The following is a 13,527-nucleotide window of genomic DNA, read 5'->3' as shown; positions in this document are numbered from 1 at the left end:
GAATTGTTAGCGTATGGAGTATCCCATGCAGCAAGAAAGCCATACCCACGGCATCAACATGTCTGCCCTGGGTCGCGACAAGCAAAGCCTGAGCCTGGCGCAGGAGACCGTGGCCATCGAAGTCCCCGGCCTGAGCCTGTACTACGGCGACAAACAGGCGTTGTTCGACGTCAGCATGAACATCCCCAAGCAGCGCGTGACCGCCTTCATCGGCCCGTCCGGCTGCGGCAAGTCGACCCTGCTGCGTACCTTCAATCGCATGAACGATCTGGTCGACGGCTGCCGCGTGGATGGCGCCATCAATCTGTACGGCAACAACATCTACCGCAAGGGAGAGGATGTCGCCGAACTGCGTCGTCGCGTCGGCATGGTGTTCCAGAAGCCCAACCCGTTCCCCAAGACCATCTATGAGAATGTGGTCTACGGGCTGCGCATCCAGGGCATCAACAAGAAGCGCGTACTCGACGAAGCCGTGGAGTGGGCGCTCAAGGGCGCGGCGCTGTGGGAGGAGGTCAAGGATCGCCTGCATGAATCGGCACTGGGCCTGTCCGGTGGTCAGCAACAACGTCTGGTCATTGCCCGTACCATCGCCGTGGAGCCCGAAGTCCTGCTGCTCGATGAGCCGTGCTCGGCGCTCGACCCGATCTCGACCCTGAAAGTCGAAGAGCTGATCTACGAGCTGAAGTCCAAGTTCACCATCGTCATCGTAACCCATAACATGCAACAGGCCGCGCGGGTTTCCGACTACACGGCGTTCATGTACATGGGCAAGCTGATCGAGTTTGGTGACACCGATACGCTGTTCACCAACCCGGCGAAGAAGCAGACTGAAGACTACATCACCGGTCGTTACGGCTAGTCGCCGGCTGGAAATGAATCAACGCTGCGGTCGACCGCACCTCACCGGACGCTCCAAGGACTCCAAGCATGATTAGCAAAGACAGTCTCACGCATCACATCTCTGCGCAGTTCAACGCTGAACTCGAGGAAGTGCGCAGCCACCTCCTGGCGATGGGTGGCCTGGTCGAAAAGCAGGTCAATGACGCGGTCACTGCATTGATCGAGGCCGACTCGGGCCTGGCTCAACAAGTGCGCGAAGTCGACGATCAGATCAACCAGATGGAGCGCAACATCGACGAAGAGTGTGTGCGCATTCTCGCCAGGCGCCAGCCAGCGGCGTCCGACCTGCGCTTGATCATCAGCATTTCCAAGTCGGTCATCGACCTTGAGCGCATTGGCGACGAGTCCACCAAAATCGCGCGTCGGGCCATCCAGTTGTGCGAAGAAGGTGAATCGCCGCGCGGTTACGTCGAGGTTCGCCACATCGGCGACCAGGTGCGCAACATGGTCCGCGATGCCTTGGATGCCTTTGCCCGTTTCGACGCTGAACTGGCCTTGTCGGTGGCCCAGTACGACAAAACCATCGACCGCGAATACAAGACGGCCCTGCGTGAACTGGTCACGTACATGATGGAAGACCCGCGTTCGATCTCGCGGGTGCTGAGTGTGATCTGGGCGCTGCGTTCGCTGGAGCGTATTGGCGACCATGCGCGCAATATTGCCGAGCTGGTGATTTATCTGGTGCGCGGCACTGACGTCCGCCACCTGGGGTTGGCGCGGATGAAAGAAGAAGTCGAGGGAACGGCCGATAGCGCTAATGTTCTGAAAAAAACGGACGATAAGTAAGACTGCCCGAGAATAAACGCCCGGCCCTTGGCCGGGCGTTTTCGTTTGTGGCACTTGCATTGGAGGCACCCCGCGTACGAAAAAAAGTCCCGGCGTGGCCCAAGATTTGGCAAATGGCCATCAGTCGGCGCTATGCTTGCCGGGAATTTTCAGGAGCGGTCGATGAGTAAAGTCAGTGTGCTGGTTGTGGATGACGCCCCGTTTATTCGCGACCTGGTGAAAAAGTGTCTGCGTAACGCGTTTCCTGGCGTCGTCATCGAAGATGCGGTCAACGGTCGCAAGGCTCAGGGCTTGCTGATGCGCGAGGCGTTCGACCTGGTCCTGTGTGACTGGGAGATGCCGGAAATGTCCGGTCTGGAGCTGCTGAGCTGGTGCCGTGAGCAGGACAACCTCAAGGCGATGCCCTTCATCATGGTGACCAGCCGTGGTGACAAGGAGAACGTTGTTCAGGCGATCCAGGCAGGCGTTTCCGACTTTATCGGCAAGCCCTTCACCAATGAACAACTGCTGACCAAGGTCAAGAAAGCCCTGAGCAAGGTCGGAAAGCTCGACTCGCTGATGACCGGGGCGCCTGCGCGTACTTCGGCGTTCGCCAACGATTCCTTGAGCGCGCTGACGGGCGGCAAGACCGATGTCGTGAGACCAGCTGCTGCCGCGCCAATGGCCAAGCCCGTGCAGGCGCAGGCACCAAAACCTACGGCACAGGCACCCGGCGGTCGCGGACAAGGGCAGCTGCGACTGTCCAGCGGCAATCAGCAATGCGTGATCAAGGCCCTCAGCCTCAAGGAAGCATTGCTGGTGATCCGTCGCAACGAAGTGCTGCCACAGGTTCTTGAAGGCGCCGTGCTGGATCTGGAGCAAGGCGAAAACGCTGAAGTCGCTCGCCTCAACGGGTACCTGCACGCCATCGTCGCCTACGAACCAAAACCCGATAGCGACTGGTTGCAGCTGACCTTCCGCTTCGTCGACCAGGATGCGCAGAAGCTCGACTATCTGTCGCGGCTGATCGCCCGTGGTACGGCGCAGAAGCATTTCATTCCAGGGGCCTGAGATCAGCGTTGCCGTAGCTGCCGTCAGGCTGCGCTGGAGTCCCGCAGGGGCTCCCCGGCGATCTCAAGATCTTGCGCCTGCTGCGCCACTGCGAAAGCCTTCGGCAGCGGTGGCCCTTTGAATACTGTGTCACCTGCTAGGCTTGGCGCAGCTTTCTCATACATACAGCCGCTGCCAATGCTTGTGCGTTCATTGTTTCTCTGTGGCCTGGCCATGGCCTCCAGCTCGACCCTGGCCATGACCATCTACAAATACACCGACTCCAACGGCGTGGTTTCCTACTCCGACCGGCCGGCGCCGGGTGCGAAGGTTTTTGTCTTTCGCGATCATATGGTCGAGCGCCTCGAGCGCCAGGTTCACCTGGACATCAGCAGGCAAAAGCACCAGGCACGGTTTTCAGCGCGCAATGAGCTGTACGCCCCGGTTGAAGTCGAATTGCGTTTCGAGCGGCTGAAAAACATCCGCGGCGCCCAGCCAGAGGTCCTACGCCGGGTCTTGCCGGCGCGCAGCAGCCTGCTACTGGCCGAATTCGAAGCAGAACAACCGGGCGAGCCTTTGAGCTACACCCACCAATTCCGTTACGCGCTCGGAGACCCGGCGGCCAAGCCACGCGCTTATCGTTATCCGTTGCCGTGGCAGGGTGGTCCTTTTCGGCTCAGCCAGGGCCCCAATGGACGTTATAGCCACTTCGGACCCAAGGGCCGGTATGCAATGGACATCGCCATGCCCGAGGGCACGCCGATCATCGCGGCGCGGGCAGGGGTGGTGGTCAAGGTCAAGAATGGCCAATCCGGTCGCGGTACGGACCCCTCGGGCAACTTCGTTCGAGTCATGCACGATGACGGCACCATGGGGGTCTACCTGCACCTGATGCGCGACTCCGTGGTGGTCAGGGAAGGTGAGCGAGTAGGCCTGGGAGCCGCGCTGGCACGCTCGGGCAATACGGGCAACAGCAGCGGCCCACACTTGCATTTCGTGGTGCAGCGCAATGTCGGGCTGGCCCTGGAGTCGATTCCCTACCAGTTCAACCAGCCCGTCAGTGGCCTGCCCAATTTCGCCCTGGGCGGCGAATAGAGGCGTCAGTCGAGCTTGAGCACCTTGGCCAGGATGATCTTCGGGCCTTTCATCTTCTTGATGATGATGCGCAGGCCTTCGACTTCCAGCACCTCTTCCTCTTCCGGTACCCGTTTAAGGGTTTCGTAGACCAGCCCGGCAAGGGTTTCGGCCTCGATGTGGTCCAGGTTGATACCCAGCAGGCGTTCGACCTTGAACAACGGCGTGTCACCCCGCACCAGCAGCTTGCCTGGCTGGTAGGCGAGGATACCGCGCTCGGCCTTGCGGTGTTCGTCCTGGATATCGCCGACCAGTACTTCCAGCACGTCTTCCATGGTCAGGTAACCGATGACTTTGCCGTCGGCCTCCTCGACCAGGGCGAAATGTGCACCACCCTTGCGGAACTGCTCGAGCAGGCGCGACAGCGGCATGTGCTTGGAGACGCGCTCCAGTGGGCGGGTCAGTTCGGCCAGATTGAAAGATTCGGGCAGGTGATCGAGGGCTGCCAGCTCCAGCAACAAGTCCTTGATGTGCAGCAGGCCGACAAATTCGCCACGCTCGGCATCGTAGACCGGATAGCGGCTGAACTTGTGACGACGGAACATCGCCAGAATTTCCTTGAGCGGCGCGTTGAAGTCCAGGCTCACCAGGTCTTCACGCGAGTTGGCCCAGTCGACCACTTCCAGTTCGCCCATCTCCACGGCCGATGCCAGCACGCGCATGCCCTGGTCGCTGGGGTCCTGGCCGCGGCTGGAGTGCAGGATCAGCTTGAGCTCTTCACGACTGTAATGATGGTCGTGATGTGGGCCGGGTTCACCTTGCCCGGCAATACGCAGGATGGCGTTGGCACTGGCATTGAGCAACCAGATTGCCGGGTACATGAGCCAGTAGAACAGGTACAGCGGTACGGCCGTCCATAGCGACAACAGCTCGGGCTTGCGAATGGCCCATGACTTGGGTGCCAGCTCACCGACAACGATGTGCAGGTAGGAAATCACGAAGAAGGCGCTGAAGAACGAGACGGCCTTGACCACTTCAGGCGATTGCACGCCCACTGTTTCGAGCAGGGGTTCGAGCAAGTGCGCGAATGCAGGCTCGCCGACCCAGCCAAGGCCCAGGGAGGCGAGGGTGATACCCAGTTGGCAGGCCGAGAGGTAAGCGTCCAGTTGATTGTGCACGGTGCGCAGGATCTGCCCGCGCCAGCCATGCTGTTCGGCGATCGACTCGACGCGGGTCGAGCGCAGTTTGACCATGGCGAACTCGGCGGCCACGAAAAAGCCGTTGAGCAGTACCAGCAGTAGAGCGAAAAGAATCATGCCGAAATCGGCGAACAGTGACGCGAGGTTAAAGCCAGGGGAAGGGTCCATGATGGAGTTTTACGGGTTCCGTCTTTTGAAATAAGGGTTGTTGCGGCGCCTGAAATGCAGGCACAAGTCCTCCAATGTAGCGGCTGCGCAGCCAATTGCCTAGTAGCCGTTGGCGCGCACTCGGATCAGTCGGTACTGCTTGCGACCTTGTGCGCAGCGATTTGCACCGGTGCGAAATGGCAGGTGAAGGTGCTGCCGTGGCCCAGAACGCTGCTGACTTCCAGATGAGCGCGATGGCGAAGCAGGACATGTTTGACGATGGCCAGGCCCAGGCCGGTACCGCCGGTATTCGACGCACGGCTGGAGTCGACCCGGTAGAAACGTTCGGTCAGGCGCGGCAAGTGCTTGGCGTCGATACCGATGCCCGAGTCCTGCACGCTCAGGTGAGCCCCCTGTTCGTCTGCCCACCAGCGGACGCGGATCTGGCCCTCGGCGGGGGTGTATTTGACCGCATTGAAGATCAGGTTGGAAAAAGCGCTGCGTAGCTCGGTTTCGCTGCCCTTGAGCCGGATGTTGGCATCGGCTTCCAGCGTGATGCGCTGGTTGCGTTGCCCGGACAGGGCCTGGGCATCGCTCCTGATTGACTGCAGCAGGGCATCGACCGAGACGGGCTGGTTGTCCGAGGGATAGTCGGTGGCTTCGAGCTTGGCCAACAGCAACAGGTCATTGAGCAGCGTCTGCATGCGTCCGCCTTGCTGTTGCATCTGTTGCAGCGCACGAACCCAGCGGGGGTTCACGTCTTCGACATTGTCGAGCAAGGTCTCCAGATAGCCGGCGATCACCGTCAGCGGCGTGCGCAGTTCGTGAGAGACGTTGGCGACGAAATCCTTGCGCATCTGTTCGAGCTGATGAATGCGCGTGACGTCACGCACCAGCATCAGGTGTTCGTTGTTGCCATAGCGGGTGATGTGCAACTGCACGCGCAGGTGGTTGTTGATCGGCGAGGGGATTTCCAGCGGCTCGAGGTAGTTCTCCTGCTCGAAATACTCCTTGAAGCGAGGATGGCGCACCAGGTTGGTCACCGGTTGGCCGCTGTCCTGCGGAGTTTTCAAGCCGAGCAGGGTCTCTGCGGCGCGGTTCCACCATTCCAGGTTGCCGTCGCTGTCGAGCATGATCACAGCGTCTTTCAGCGCCGCCGTGGACTCCTGGACGCGATCGATGACGGCTTGCAGACGGCCACGCACGCGCTGGTCGCGCCGCTGCAGGTGGTAGATGCTGTCGAACACATCACCCCACAGGCCATAGCCATCGGGTGGTGCATCGTCCGGCTTGTGCAGCCTGAGCCATTCATGCAGGCGCAGGAGTTGCTTGAGGGTCCAGGCCAGATAAATGCCCAGGCCGATGGCCAGGCTCCAGCCGTAATAGCCACTGATCAGCCCCACCACCAGGCAGGCCGTGAGTAGAATCAGCATGTGGCGAATCAGGGTGCCGTGCCAGTTCTGGTTCAATTAACAACGCGTCCTTTCGATTGCATGGCCAGTAGCGGCCGATCAGCTTTTGGTGGAAAAGCGATAACCGGTGCCGCGCACGGTTTGCACGAGGTTCTCATAGGCCTCGCCGAGCGCCTTGCGCAGGCGGCGGATATGCACGTCCACCGTGCGCTCCTCGACATAGACGTTGCCGCCCCAGACCTGATCGAGCAACTGGCCACGGGTGTAGGCGCGCTCCTGGTGGGTCATGAAAAACTGCAGCAGACGATATTCGGTCGGCCCCATTTCGGCGGGCCTGCCGTCTATCGTAACCCGGTGGCTGATCGGGTCGAGCAACAGCCCGCCGACCTCGATCGGTGCTTCGCCGTCGCTGGGGCCTGCACGGCGCAGTACGGCCTTGAGACGGGCGACCAGTTCGCGAGGCGAAAAGGGTTTGGTGATGTAATCGTCTGCACCCACTTCCAGGCCCTGGATCTTGTTGTCTTCCTCGCCCTTGGCCGTGAGCATGATGATCGGGATATCGCCGGTCAGCTCATCACGCTTCAGGCGCCTGGCCAACTCGATACCCGACGTGCCGGGCAGCATCCAGTCGAGCAGGATCAGGTCCGGTTTGCGATCAACGATGATCGCATGGGCCTGTTGCGAGTTCTCCGCCTCGAGGCAGTCATAGCCGGCCATTTCCAATGCCACGGCGATCATCTCGCGAATGGGCGCTTCGTCATCGACGATCAGAATGTTTCTGCCAACCATGCTCAAAGCTCCTGTCATTGAAGTGTCTTGCGCCGCATTAGATAACGGAATTATTGCAGTCGTGTGACAGCCTGGGGACCTGGCAGCAACATGTTGTTACTGGACTACGCTTCAATATCTCAAAACAACAAGAGGTATATCCAATGACACGACATACGCTGAGCTGGATGGCCCTGATCTCTGCGGTAGCGCTGGCCTTGCCGGGTGTGGTCCTGGCAGATCATGCCATGGAAAAGGACGGCATGTTGGTCGATCATCAGGGTATGACGCTTTACACCTTCGACAAGGACGACGGTGGCAAATCCATGTGCAATGGCGAATGTGCCAAGAACTGGCCGCCATTAATGGCCAAAGAGGGTGAAAAAGCCGAAGGAAAATGGATGCAGATCAAGCGGGATGATGGAACGATGCAGTGGGCCTACGATGGCAAGCCGCTCTACACCTTTATCAAGGACAAAAAAGCCGGAGACAAGACGGGTGACGGCAAAATGGATGTCTGGCACTTAGCCAAACCTTGATATCCAGCCCTTGAGCGTGTTGGCCGTCAACCACCTGGTTGGCGGTCAGCGCATGGCGTAATCGACCACGATACCGAGAAAAATCAGCAACCCGGCCCAGTGATTGTGCAGGAAAGCCTCGAAACAGGCCTGACGCTCGCGCTCGCGGGTGTACCAGTACTCCCAGACGAAGCATAGCGCCGCGCCCAGCAGGCCGATGTGGAACCACAGGCCCAGCTCGAAGCGGGCCCCGGCCAGCAACAGGCAGCCGAGCGCCGATGCCTGCAGAATGATAATGATCAGCCGATCGGCGTCACCGAACAGGATCGCGGTGGATTTCACCCCGATCTTCAGGTCGTCGTCGCGGTCGGTCATTGCGTAATAGGTATCGTAGCCCACGGTCCACAGCAGGTTGGCGATGTACAGCAGCCAGGCGGCAGCCGGCAAGTTGCCGGTTTCGGCGGTAAAGCCCATCGGCATGCCCCAGGAGAACGCTGCGCCCAGCACCACTTGCGGGTAGTAGGTATAGCGCTTCATGAAGGGATAGCTCGCCGCCAGCGCCAGTCCGCCGAACGACAGCCAGACGGTGGTGGCGTTGGTGCAGAGCACCAGCACAAAGCTCAAGGCCACCAGCACCGCAAACAGCACCAGCGCCTCGCGCGAGGTGACCTTGCCGCTGACCAGCGGGCGCTGCTCGGTGCGTTTGACATGACCATCGACCTTGCGGTCGGCAAAATCGTTGATCACGCAGCCTGCGGCGCGCATCAGCACCACGCCTGTGACGAAAATCAGGACATTGGCCAGCGACGGCGACCCTTCGCCGGCGATCCACAGTGCCCACAAGGTTGGCCACAGCAGCAGGTAGATGCCGATGGGCTTTTCCATGCGCGTGAGCTGGACGAAGTCCCAGGCGCGCGGATGCACGCGGTTCAAGGATTTGAGCAGGCTCTGGTACATCAGTGGTCCTTCTGAAGCGGGCAGACGATCTGCCATAGAGCGGGCAGAAAGACTTCGGCAACCAGCAGGCTCAAGCCGTCGCGGTCAAAACGCGAGCGGCGTGCCCACAAACCGGCCTGGGCATGCTCGAGCGGCAGCCAGGCTGTCGGGTAATGACAGGCTTCAATTGCGCGGCGGGCAAAGGCCTGATCGCAGAACAGCAGCTCGCCGAGCGAACGAGTACCCAGCTCATCCATGTTCAACCCGCCCTGCTCCAGGGCGCTGCGGGCCGCGACGCTGCGGGCGAAAACCCAGGGCTGGCCGTGGCCGCGCAGATACACTTCGCGCACCCAGCCAAGGCTGTTGGGGGCCAGATCCAGCGCCAGGCATTCGTCGTCGCGCAGCGGTTGCCAGCCCTCGTAAAGGGGTGTCACGCTGAAATGATCGGCGGATAGTTGCGTCAAGCGGCGGGTCAGCGATCCCTGGTCGAACAACCAGTCGAGGATCGTCGCCTCGGGACGCTCGCTGAGCGATGGCTGCTGGAGCCAATGCGGGGCGGTCATGGACGGAGTCTGGAGTGGCACGTTGGGTAGGGTTGCAGGCCAGTGAGGCGGCGAGCTTAACATGTTTGCCACGATCATTTGAGCGGGTGATAGTGCGGTAGACGTATCGATCCTGCTTGCATCCGGTCGATTGCATCAGTACAAAAACGCCCTGAGCCGGTCGGCAGCGCTGAACCCATCGATCGACCGAGCCAAGAGCCTGAGAGCTGAGGTCTGAAGTAATGAAGAAGTGGCAGTGCGTGGTATGTGGCCTGATTTACAACGAGGCCGAAGGTTGGCCGGATGACGACATCGCGCCTGGCACTCGCTGGGAAGATGTCCCCGCTGACTGGCTCTGCCCGGATTGCGGCGTGGGCAAAATGGATTTCGAGATGATCGAAATCGGCTGATTCCAGTCTGTGGCGTACTGCGCCACATTCAACTATTCCAGGGAAACAACGAATGACTGCACCTGTCGTGATAGTGGGCACAGGCCTGGCGGGCTACAACCTGGCCCGGGAATTTCGCAAGCTCGATGGCGAAACGCCGTTGCTGCTGATCACCGCAGATGATGGTCGTTCCTATTCCAAGCCGATGCTTTCGACCGGCTTTGGCAAGAATAAGGACGCCGATGGCCTGAGCATGGCCGAACCCGGTGCCATGGCCGAGCAGCTGAAGGCCGAGGTGCGCACCCATACCCGCATCAGCGGGATCGATCCGGGGCACAAACGCCTCTGGATCGGTGAGGAAGAGGTGCCCTATCGCGACCTGGTATTGGCCTGGGGTGCTGAAACCGTGAGGGTTGCGGTAGAAGGTGATGCCAGCGATGCGATTTTCCCCATCAATGACCTGGAAGACTATGCCCGCTTTCGCGCGGCGGCAGCGGGCAAGCGCCGGGTGCTGCTGTTGGGGGCCGGTCTTATTGGCTGTGAATTCGCCAACGATCTGATTGTTGGTGGCTATGAGGTCGATGTGGTGGCGCCGTGCGAACAGGTCATGCCGACGCTGTTGCATCCGGCTGCCGCCACGGCCGTCCAGGCAGGTCTGGAGAGCCTCGGTGCGCGTTTCCACCTGGGGCCGGTGCTTACCCGCCTGCAGCGCTCTGCCACGGGCCTGGAGGCGCACCTGTCCGACGGCGAGCTGATCGAATGCGATCTGGTGATTTCGGCCATCGGCCTGCGCCCTCGTATCGATATGGCCGCGGCTGCCGGCTTGATGGTCAATCGCGGGGTGGTGGTCGATCGTCAGCTCAAGACTTCGCACGCCAACATTTATGCACTGGGTGACTGCGCCGAGGTCGATGGCCTCAACCTGCTCTATGTCATGCCGCTGATGAGTTGCGCCCGGGCACTGGCCAGGACCCTGGCCGGCAACCCGACCGCCGTGGTTTATGGCCCGATGCCGATTACCGTCAAAACGCCGGTTTGCCCGCTGGTGGTGTCGCCGCCGCCGCGTGGCATGGAGGGTGCCTGGACGGTCGAAGGTCAGGGTGGGGACATCAAGGCGCTGTGCCGCGATACTGCCGGCAACCTGCTCGGATATGCCCTCACGGGCGCCGCAGTCATGGAGAAGCTGGCGTTCAACAAGCAGCTCCCACCCCTTTTGGCGTAAATAAAGGCCGTTCTGTCGGAATCACCCCGCTTTTGCGCAGACAAAGGTCGACTTGAGACTGGCGCAGCCCCTGGCGGCATGCCATTCTCACTCCCGTCTGCCGCAGCGTAGAGCCTGCGGCGCCTTGGGCGCTGTTTGAAAGAACAGCACGGACATAACAACAAAAAACCGTCAAAGAGGCTTCACCATGCGTAAACCAGAACTCGCAGCCGCCATCGCTGAAAAAGCGGATCTCACTAAAGAACAAGCCAATCGCGTCCTCAACGCCGTTCTCGAAGAAATCACCAGCGCATTGCACCGTAAAGACAGTGTGACCCTGGTCGGCTTCGGCACCTTCCTGCAGCGCCACCGTGGCGCCCGCACAGGCAAGAACCCGCAAACCGGTGAGCCAGTGAAGATCAAGGCCAGCAATACCGTTGCTTTCAAGCCGGGCAAATTCCTGAAAGATAGTGTCAATCCTTGAGTGCGCCGCACTCTTGGTCATCAGGGAGTGCAGTAGTAGGAAATGGGCATGCCGACGGCCTCGGATGCCCATTTTCGGAAAGGGTGTTGAAGTGTTAAATAACGGAAAAAAACGGCGATCTCCCATAAATGTGAGAGATCGGGTTGGCATCTGATCGGTATTACCCGCTACACTGCGCTGCCAGTCATTTCTATCGCTGAGGCGTCTACATGAAGTTCCGCTTTCTTCTCTGGGCCATGGGGCTGCTGATGGCCAAGGCCAGCCGCAAGAATCCCGCTTTCCAACAGCAACTGACCGACAAGAACCTGGTGTTCCAGCTGCAGACGCTGGACGGCAAGGTTGCGCGCCATTTCATCGTCAAGGACATGCGCATCACCAGCAGGAGCGGGACGGTACCGGAGCCGGCCTTCGCCATTGCCTTCAAGGATGCGGCATTCGGTTTCCAGACTTTGCAGGCCCAGAACAAGCAGCTGGCTTTCATGCAGGGTATTCAGGACAAGACCATTCAGATCAAGGGCAACCCGGCGCTGGTGATCTGGTTCCAGGGGTTGACCAAATACCTCAAGCCAAAGAAAAAGGCCTGATTGATTACTGCGACAGCCTGACGGCAGCTGCTACAAAGACCGTGGTGCGCGAACCTTTGCCGCTGCCGAAGGCTCGGTGCGCCGCTGCGACGCTGAGGTCCACCGGACCTCCAAATAGGGCGTTCTGCCGTGGGTTCAGGCGTTCGAGCCCGGCGTGAACTGCGAAGCCAGTTCGCGCAGCAATACTTCCGCCTCAAGCACCTTGTTGACCACATCCTCGGCCTTGGTGCGGCTGAGGCTCAAGCGGTCAAGCAGCTCGTCGGGGATGCTTTCGACCGGACCGGAACCGATGCCGCGGCTGCGCAGCAGGCGCACGGCCAGGCAAACCAGGTTCGGGTAGGCGGCATGTTCGCCGTCATAGCAAGCATCGTTCTGGAAGCGCAAGGCGGTAGCCAATTCGTCGGGCATATCCCAGTAACGCATCAACCAGGAACCGATCTGTTCCCGGCTGATACCCAGCAGGTGCTGTTCCACATAGCTGTGGCACGCATGCGGGTTGACTTCCAGATGGCGGCAAATCAATGAGAAGTGCGGCGGAAAGACATGCGCCAGCACCAGGTAGCCGAAGTTGTGCAGTAGCCCGGCCAGGTATGTGAGGCCGGTTTCCGGTCGCTCTGCACGAGGCATGGCACGGGTCAGGCCTTCGATGACGGCGGCGGTATAGATCGACTGCTGCCAGTACGGCGTGGTCTGCTGCGGTTGATCCTTGGGCAGGCTGAGGGTTTTCCCCAGCGCCAGGCCCAGCGCCAGATTGATCACCAGATCGAAGCCCAGGACCCGAACGATTGCATCCTCTACCGAGCGAATCTTGCCAGGGGAGGCGTAATACGGCGAGGCGGCCCAGCTGACAACCTGGGCCGCCAGCGCCGGGTCGGTCTCGACCACGCCAGTGATGTCGTCGATGGTGGCATTGGGATCGACCCGCAGCTTGATGATCTTCTGAGCGGTTTCAGCCAGCGGCGGGATCTCGATGGTTGCTTCCAGACGTTGCTGGATACGCCGAGCCGTGAAGGCCTGAACGGCCTTGCTGATTTCCTGGTGATCGTGGTCTGGACGATCGAGGTTTCGCTTGATTTCGTCCAGTGGCTCGCCGAAGTTCGCCGCGCTGGCCTTGGTCAGCATTTTCTTGAAGTCTTCACTGCTGATTTCCAACATTACGCCGGGCTCGCCCGAATTGACCAGCAGGCTGGCCTCGCGCATCAGTTGCTCTTCATACAGGCAAGGCGAACTGGTAAGCGCCGGCAATCCGGGCAGAATGTTCAGGCTGTGCTTGCCGAGCATGCGCTCCAGGCGCTCCAGCGGGACAGCGGTCAGGCTGCGGCCGGTGCGCTCGGCGAGGCGGCCCAGGTCCAGCAGCTGGGTTTGCGGGTACAGCACCATGAGCGCACCGACTGAATCTTCCAGCAGCACCGACTGCACCTTGCGCGCTGTTTGCAGGCCCGGCTGCTCTATCACTTCGCAGTAGCTGACACCCAGCTTGTCGAGCAACAGCCGAATGACAGACGGTGCGTGCGGGGGTGCGGTATCCAGGGCAACTTCAGTCATGGTCTGTATCCAC

The 13,527-nt window shown here is 60.4% G+C and carries 15 protein-coding genes; 9 read left to right on the top strand and 6 right to left on the bottom strand.

What is annotated here, in order from left to right; translation table 11 throughout:
• Positions 1-25 precede the first annotated feature (25 nt).
• The 4 genes from pstB to NVV94_RS26200 all read left to right on the top strand — a co-directional run bounded on the left by pstB (position 26) and on the right by NVV94_RS26200 (position 3,810).
• Positions 26-859: a phosphate ABC transporter ATP-binding protein PstB gene (gene pstB / locus NVV94_RS26215; RefSeq protein WP_258445164.1), complete on the top strand. Its 834-nt coding sequence runs from the start codon at positions 26-28 to the stop codon at positions 857-859.
• 68 nt (positions 860-927) lie between these two features.
• Positions 928-1,686 carry a phosphate signaling complex protein PhoU gene (gene phoU / locus NVV94_RS26210; RefSeq protein ID WP_258445163.1) on the top strand — a complete coding sequence of 253 codons (759 nt, stop codon included), beginning with the start codon at positions 928-930 and terminating at the stop codon, positions 1,684-1,686.
• Positions 1,687-1,848: 162 nt separating this feature from the next.
• Positions 1,849-2,736 (top strand): response regulator, encoded by an 888-nt coding sequence (locus NVV94_RS26205; protein WP_258445162.1) that lies wholly within the window; start codon positions 1,849-1,851, stop codon positions 2,734-2,736.
• A gap of 177 nt (positions 2,737-2,913) precedes the next feature.
• Positions 2,914-3,810, top strand: a complete 897-nt coding sequence (locus NVV94_RS26200) for a peptidoglycan DD-metalloendopeptidase family protein (RefSeq protein ID WP_258445161.1) — start codon at positions 2,914-2,916, stop codon at positions 3,808-3,810.
• 5 nt (positions 3,811-3,815) lie between these two features.
• Here the strand turns inward: NVV94_RS26200 and NVV94_RS26195 are convergent, their stop codons facing one another.
• The 3 genes from NVV94_RS26195 to phoB form a co-directional block, all read right to left on the bottom strand.
• Complete coding sequence (locus tag NVV94_RS26195) at positions 3,816-5,156, bottom strand: hemolysin family protein (protein WP_258445160.1); 1,341 nt, start codon at positions 5,154-5,156, stop codon at positions 3,816-3,818.
• A 125-nt stretch (positions 5,157-5,281) separates the two neighbouring features.
• Positions 5,282-6,568, bottom strand: a complete 1,287-nt coding sequence (gene phoR / locus NVV94_RS26190) for a phosphate regulon sensor histidine kinase PhoR (RefSeq protein ID WP_258447829.1) — start codon at positions 6,566-6,568, stop codon at positions 5,282-5,284.
• Positions 6,569-6,646: 78 nt separating this feature from the next.
• The gene (phoB, locus tag NVV94_RS26185) at positions 6,647-7,336 is read right to left on the bottom strand and encodes a phosphate regulon transcriptional regulator PhoB (RefSeq protein ID WP_196932054.1); all 690 of its coding nucleotides are present in this window, start codon (positions 7,334-7,336) and stop codon (positions 6,647-6,649) included.
• Between the two features lie 143 nt (positions 7,337-7,479).
• Here phoB and NVV94_RS26180 point away from each other — a divergent pair, with 143 nt between their 5' ends.
• Positions 7,480-7,854 carry a hypothetical protein gene (locus NVV94_RS26180; protein ID WP_258445159.1) on the top strand — a complete coding sequence of 125 codons (375 nt, stop codon included), beginning with the start codon at positions 7,480-7,482 and terminating at the stop codon, positions 7,852-7,854.
• 45 nt (positions 7,855-7,899) lie between these two features.
• Here the strand turns inward: NVV94_RS26180 and ubiA are convergent, their stop codons facing one another.
• The gene (ubiA, locus tag NVV94_RS26175) at positions 7,900-8,790 is read right to left on the bottom strand and encodes a 4-hydroxybenzoate octaprenyltransferase (RefSeq protein WP_258445158.1); all 891 of its coding nucleotides are present in this window, start codon (positions 8,788-8,790) and stop codon (positions 7,900-7,902) included.
• The gene (locus NVV94_RS26170; protein WP_258445157.1) at positions 8,790-9,332 is read right to left on the bottom strand and encodes a chorismate lyase; all 543 of its coding nucleotides are present in this window, start codon (positions 9,330-9,332) and stop codon (positions 8,790-8,792) included. The genes ubiA and NVV94_RS26170 overlap by 1 nt, the downstream gene beginning before the upstream one ends.
• A gap of 221 nt (positions 9,333-9,553) precedes the next feature.
• On the opposite strand from NVV94_RS26170, the gene NVV94_RS26165 reads away from it, so the two are divergent.
• The 4 genes from NVV94_RS26165 to NVV94_RS26150 all read left to right on the top strand — a co-directional run bounded on the left by NVV94_RS26165 (position 9,554) and on the right by NVV94_RS26150 (position 11,969).
• Positions 9,554-9,721 (top strand): rubredoxin, encoded by a 168-nt coding sequence (locus NVV94_RS26165; protein ID WP_258445156.1) that lies wholly within the window; start codon positions 9,554-9,556, stop codon positions 9,719-9,721.
• Positions 9,722-9,773: 52 nt separating this feature from the next.
• Entirely contained in the window at positions 9,774-10,922 is a 1,149-nt protein-coding gene (locus NVV94_RS26160) for an NAD(P)/FAD-dependent oxidoreductase (protein ID WP_258445155.1), read from the top strand.
• 187 nt (positions 10,923-11,109) lie between these two features.
• Positions 11,110-11,385: an HU family DNA-binding protein gene (locus tag NVV94_RS26155; protein WP_065758133.1), complete on the top strand. Its 276-nt coding sequence runs from the start codon at positions 11,110-11,112 to the stop codon at positions 11,383-11,385.
• Between the two features lie 209 nt (positions 11,386-11,594).
• Positions 11,595-11,969, top strand: coding sequence for a helicase (locus tag NVV94_RS26150; protein WP_258445154.1), 375 nt, complete (start codon positions 11,595-11,597; stop codon positions 11,967-11,969).
• A gap of 135 nt (positions 11,970-12,104) precedes the next feature.
• On the opposite strand, the gene NVV94_RS26145 is transcribed toward NVV94_RS26150, so the two are convergent.
• On the bottom strand, positions 12,105-13,514 hold the full coding sequence (locus NVV94_RS26145; RefSeq protein WP_258445153.1) for an aminoacyl-tRNA deacylase and HDOD domain-containing protein: 1,410 nt from the start codon (positions 13,512-13,514) through the stop codon (positions 12,105-12,107).
• Positions 13,515-13,527 lie beyond the last annotated feature (13 nt).

This window comes from Pseudomonas sp. LS1212 (assembly GCF_024741815.1).
Taxonomy (GTDB): Bacteria; Pseudomonadota; Gammaproteobacteria; order Pseudomonadales; family Pseudomonadaceae; genus Aquipseudomonas.
The sequence above is the reverse complement of the archived record's forward strand: the minus strand, read 5'-3'. Positions and strand labels throughout refer to the sequence as shown.

Bases quoted from the DNA above. Each gene is read 5' to 3' on its own strand.
- NVV94_RS26195 (WP_258445160.1), bottom strand. From the start codon at position 5,156: ATGGACCCTTCCCCTGGCTTTAACCTCGCGTCACTGTTCGCCGATTTC.
- NVV94_RS26155 (WP_065758133.1), top strand. From the start codon at position 11,110: ATGCGTAAACCAGAACTCGCAGCCGCCATCGCTGAAAAAGCGGATCTC.
- phoU (WP_258445163.1), top strand. From the start codon at position 928: ATGATTAGCAAAGACAGTCTCACGCATCACATCTCTGCGCAGTTCAAC.
- pstB (WP_258445164.1), top strand. From the start codon at position 26: ATGCAGCAAGAAAGCCATACCCACGGCATCAACATGTCTGCCCTGGGT.
- NVV94_RS26145 (WP_258445153.1), bottom strand. From the start codon at position 13,514: ATGACTGAAGTTGCCCTGGATACCGCACCCCCGCACGCACCGTCTGTC.
- ubiA (WP_258445158.1), bottom strand. From the start codon at position 8,790: ATGTACCAGAGCCTGCTCAAATCCTTGAACCGCGTGCATCCGCGCGCC.
- NVV94_RS26150 (WP_258445154.1), top strand. From the start codon at position 11,595: ATGAAGTTCCGCTTTCTTCTCTGGGCCATGGGGCTGCTGATGGCCAAG.
- NVV94_RS26200 (WP_258445161.1), top strand. From the start codon at position 2,914: ATGCTTGTGCGTTCATTGTTTCTCTGTGGCCTGGCCATGGCCTCCAGC.
- NVV94_RS26180 (WP_258445159.1), top strand. From the start codon at position 7,480: ATGACACGACATACGCTGAGCTGGATGGCCCTGATCTCTGCGGTAGCG.
- NVV94_RS26160 (WP_258445155.1), top strand. From the start codon at position 9,774: ATGACTGCACCTGTCGTGATAGTGGGCACAGGCCTGGCGGGCTACAAC.
- phoB (WP_196932054.1), bottom strand. From the start codon at position 7,336: ATGGTTGGCAGAAACATTCTGATCGTCGATGACGAAGCGCCCATTCGC.
- NVV94_RS26170 (WP_258445157.1), bottom strand. From the start codon at position 9,332: ATGACCGCCCCGCATTGGCTCCAGCAGCCATCGCTCAGCGAGCGTCCC.
- NVV94_RS26165 (WP_258445156.1), top strand. From the start codon at position 9,554: ATGAAGAAGTGGCAGTGCGTGGTATGTGGCCTGATTTACAACGAGGCC.
- NVV94_RS26205 (WP_258445162.1), top strand. From the start codon at position 1,849: ATGAGTAAAGTCAGTGTGCTGGTTGTGGATGACGCCCCGTTTATTCGC.
- phoR (WP_258447829.1), bottom strand. From the start codon at position 6,568: ATGCTGATTCTACTCACGGCCTGCCTGGTGGTGGGGCTGATCAGTGGC.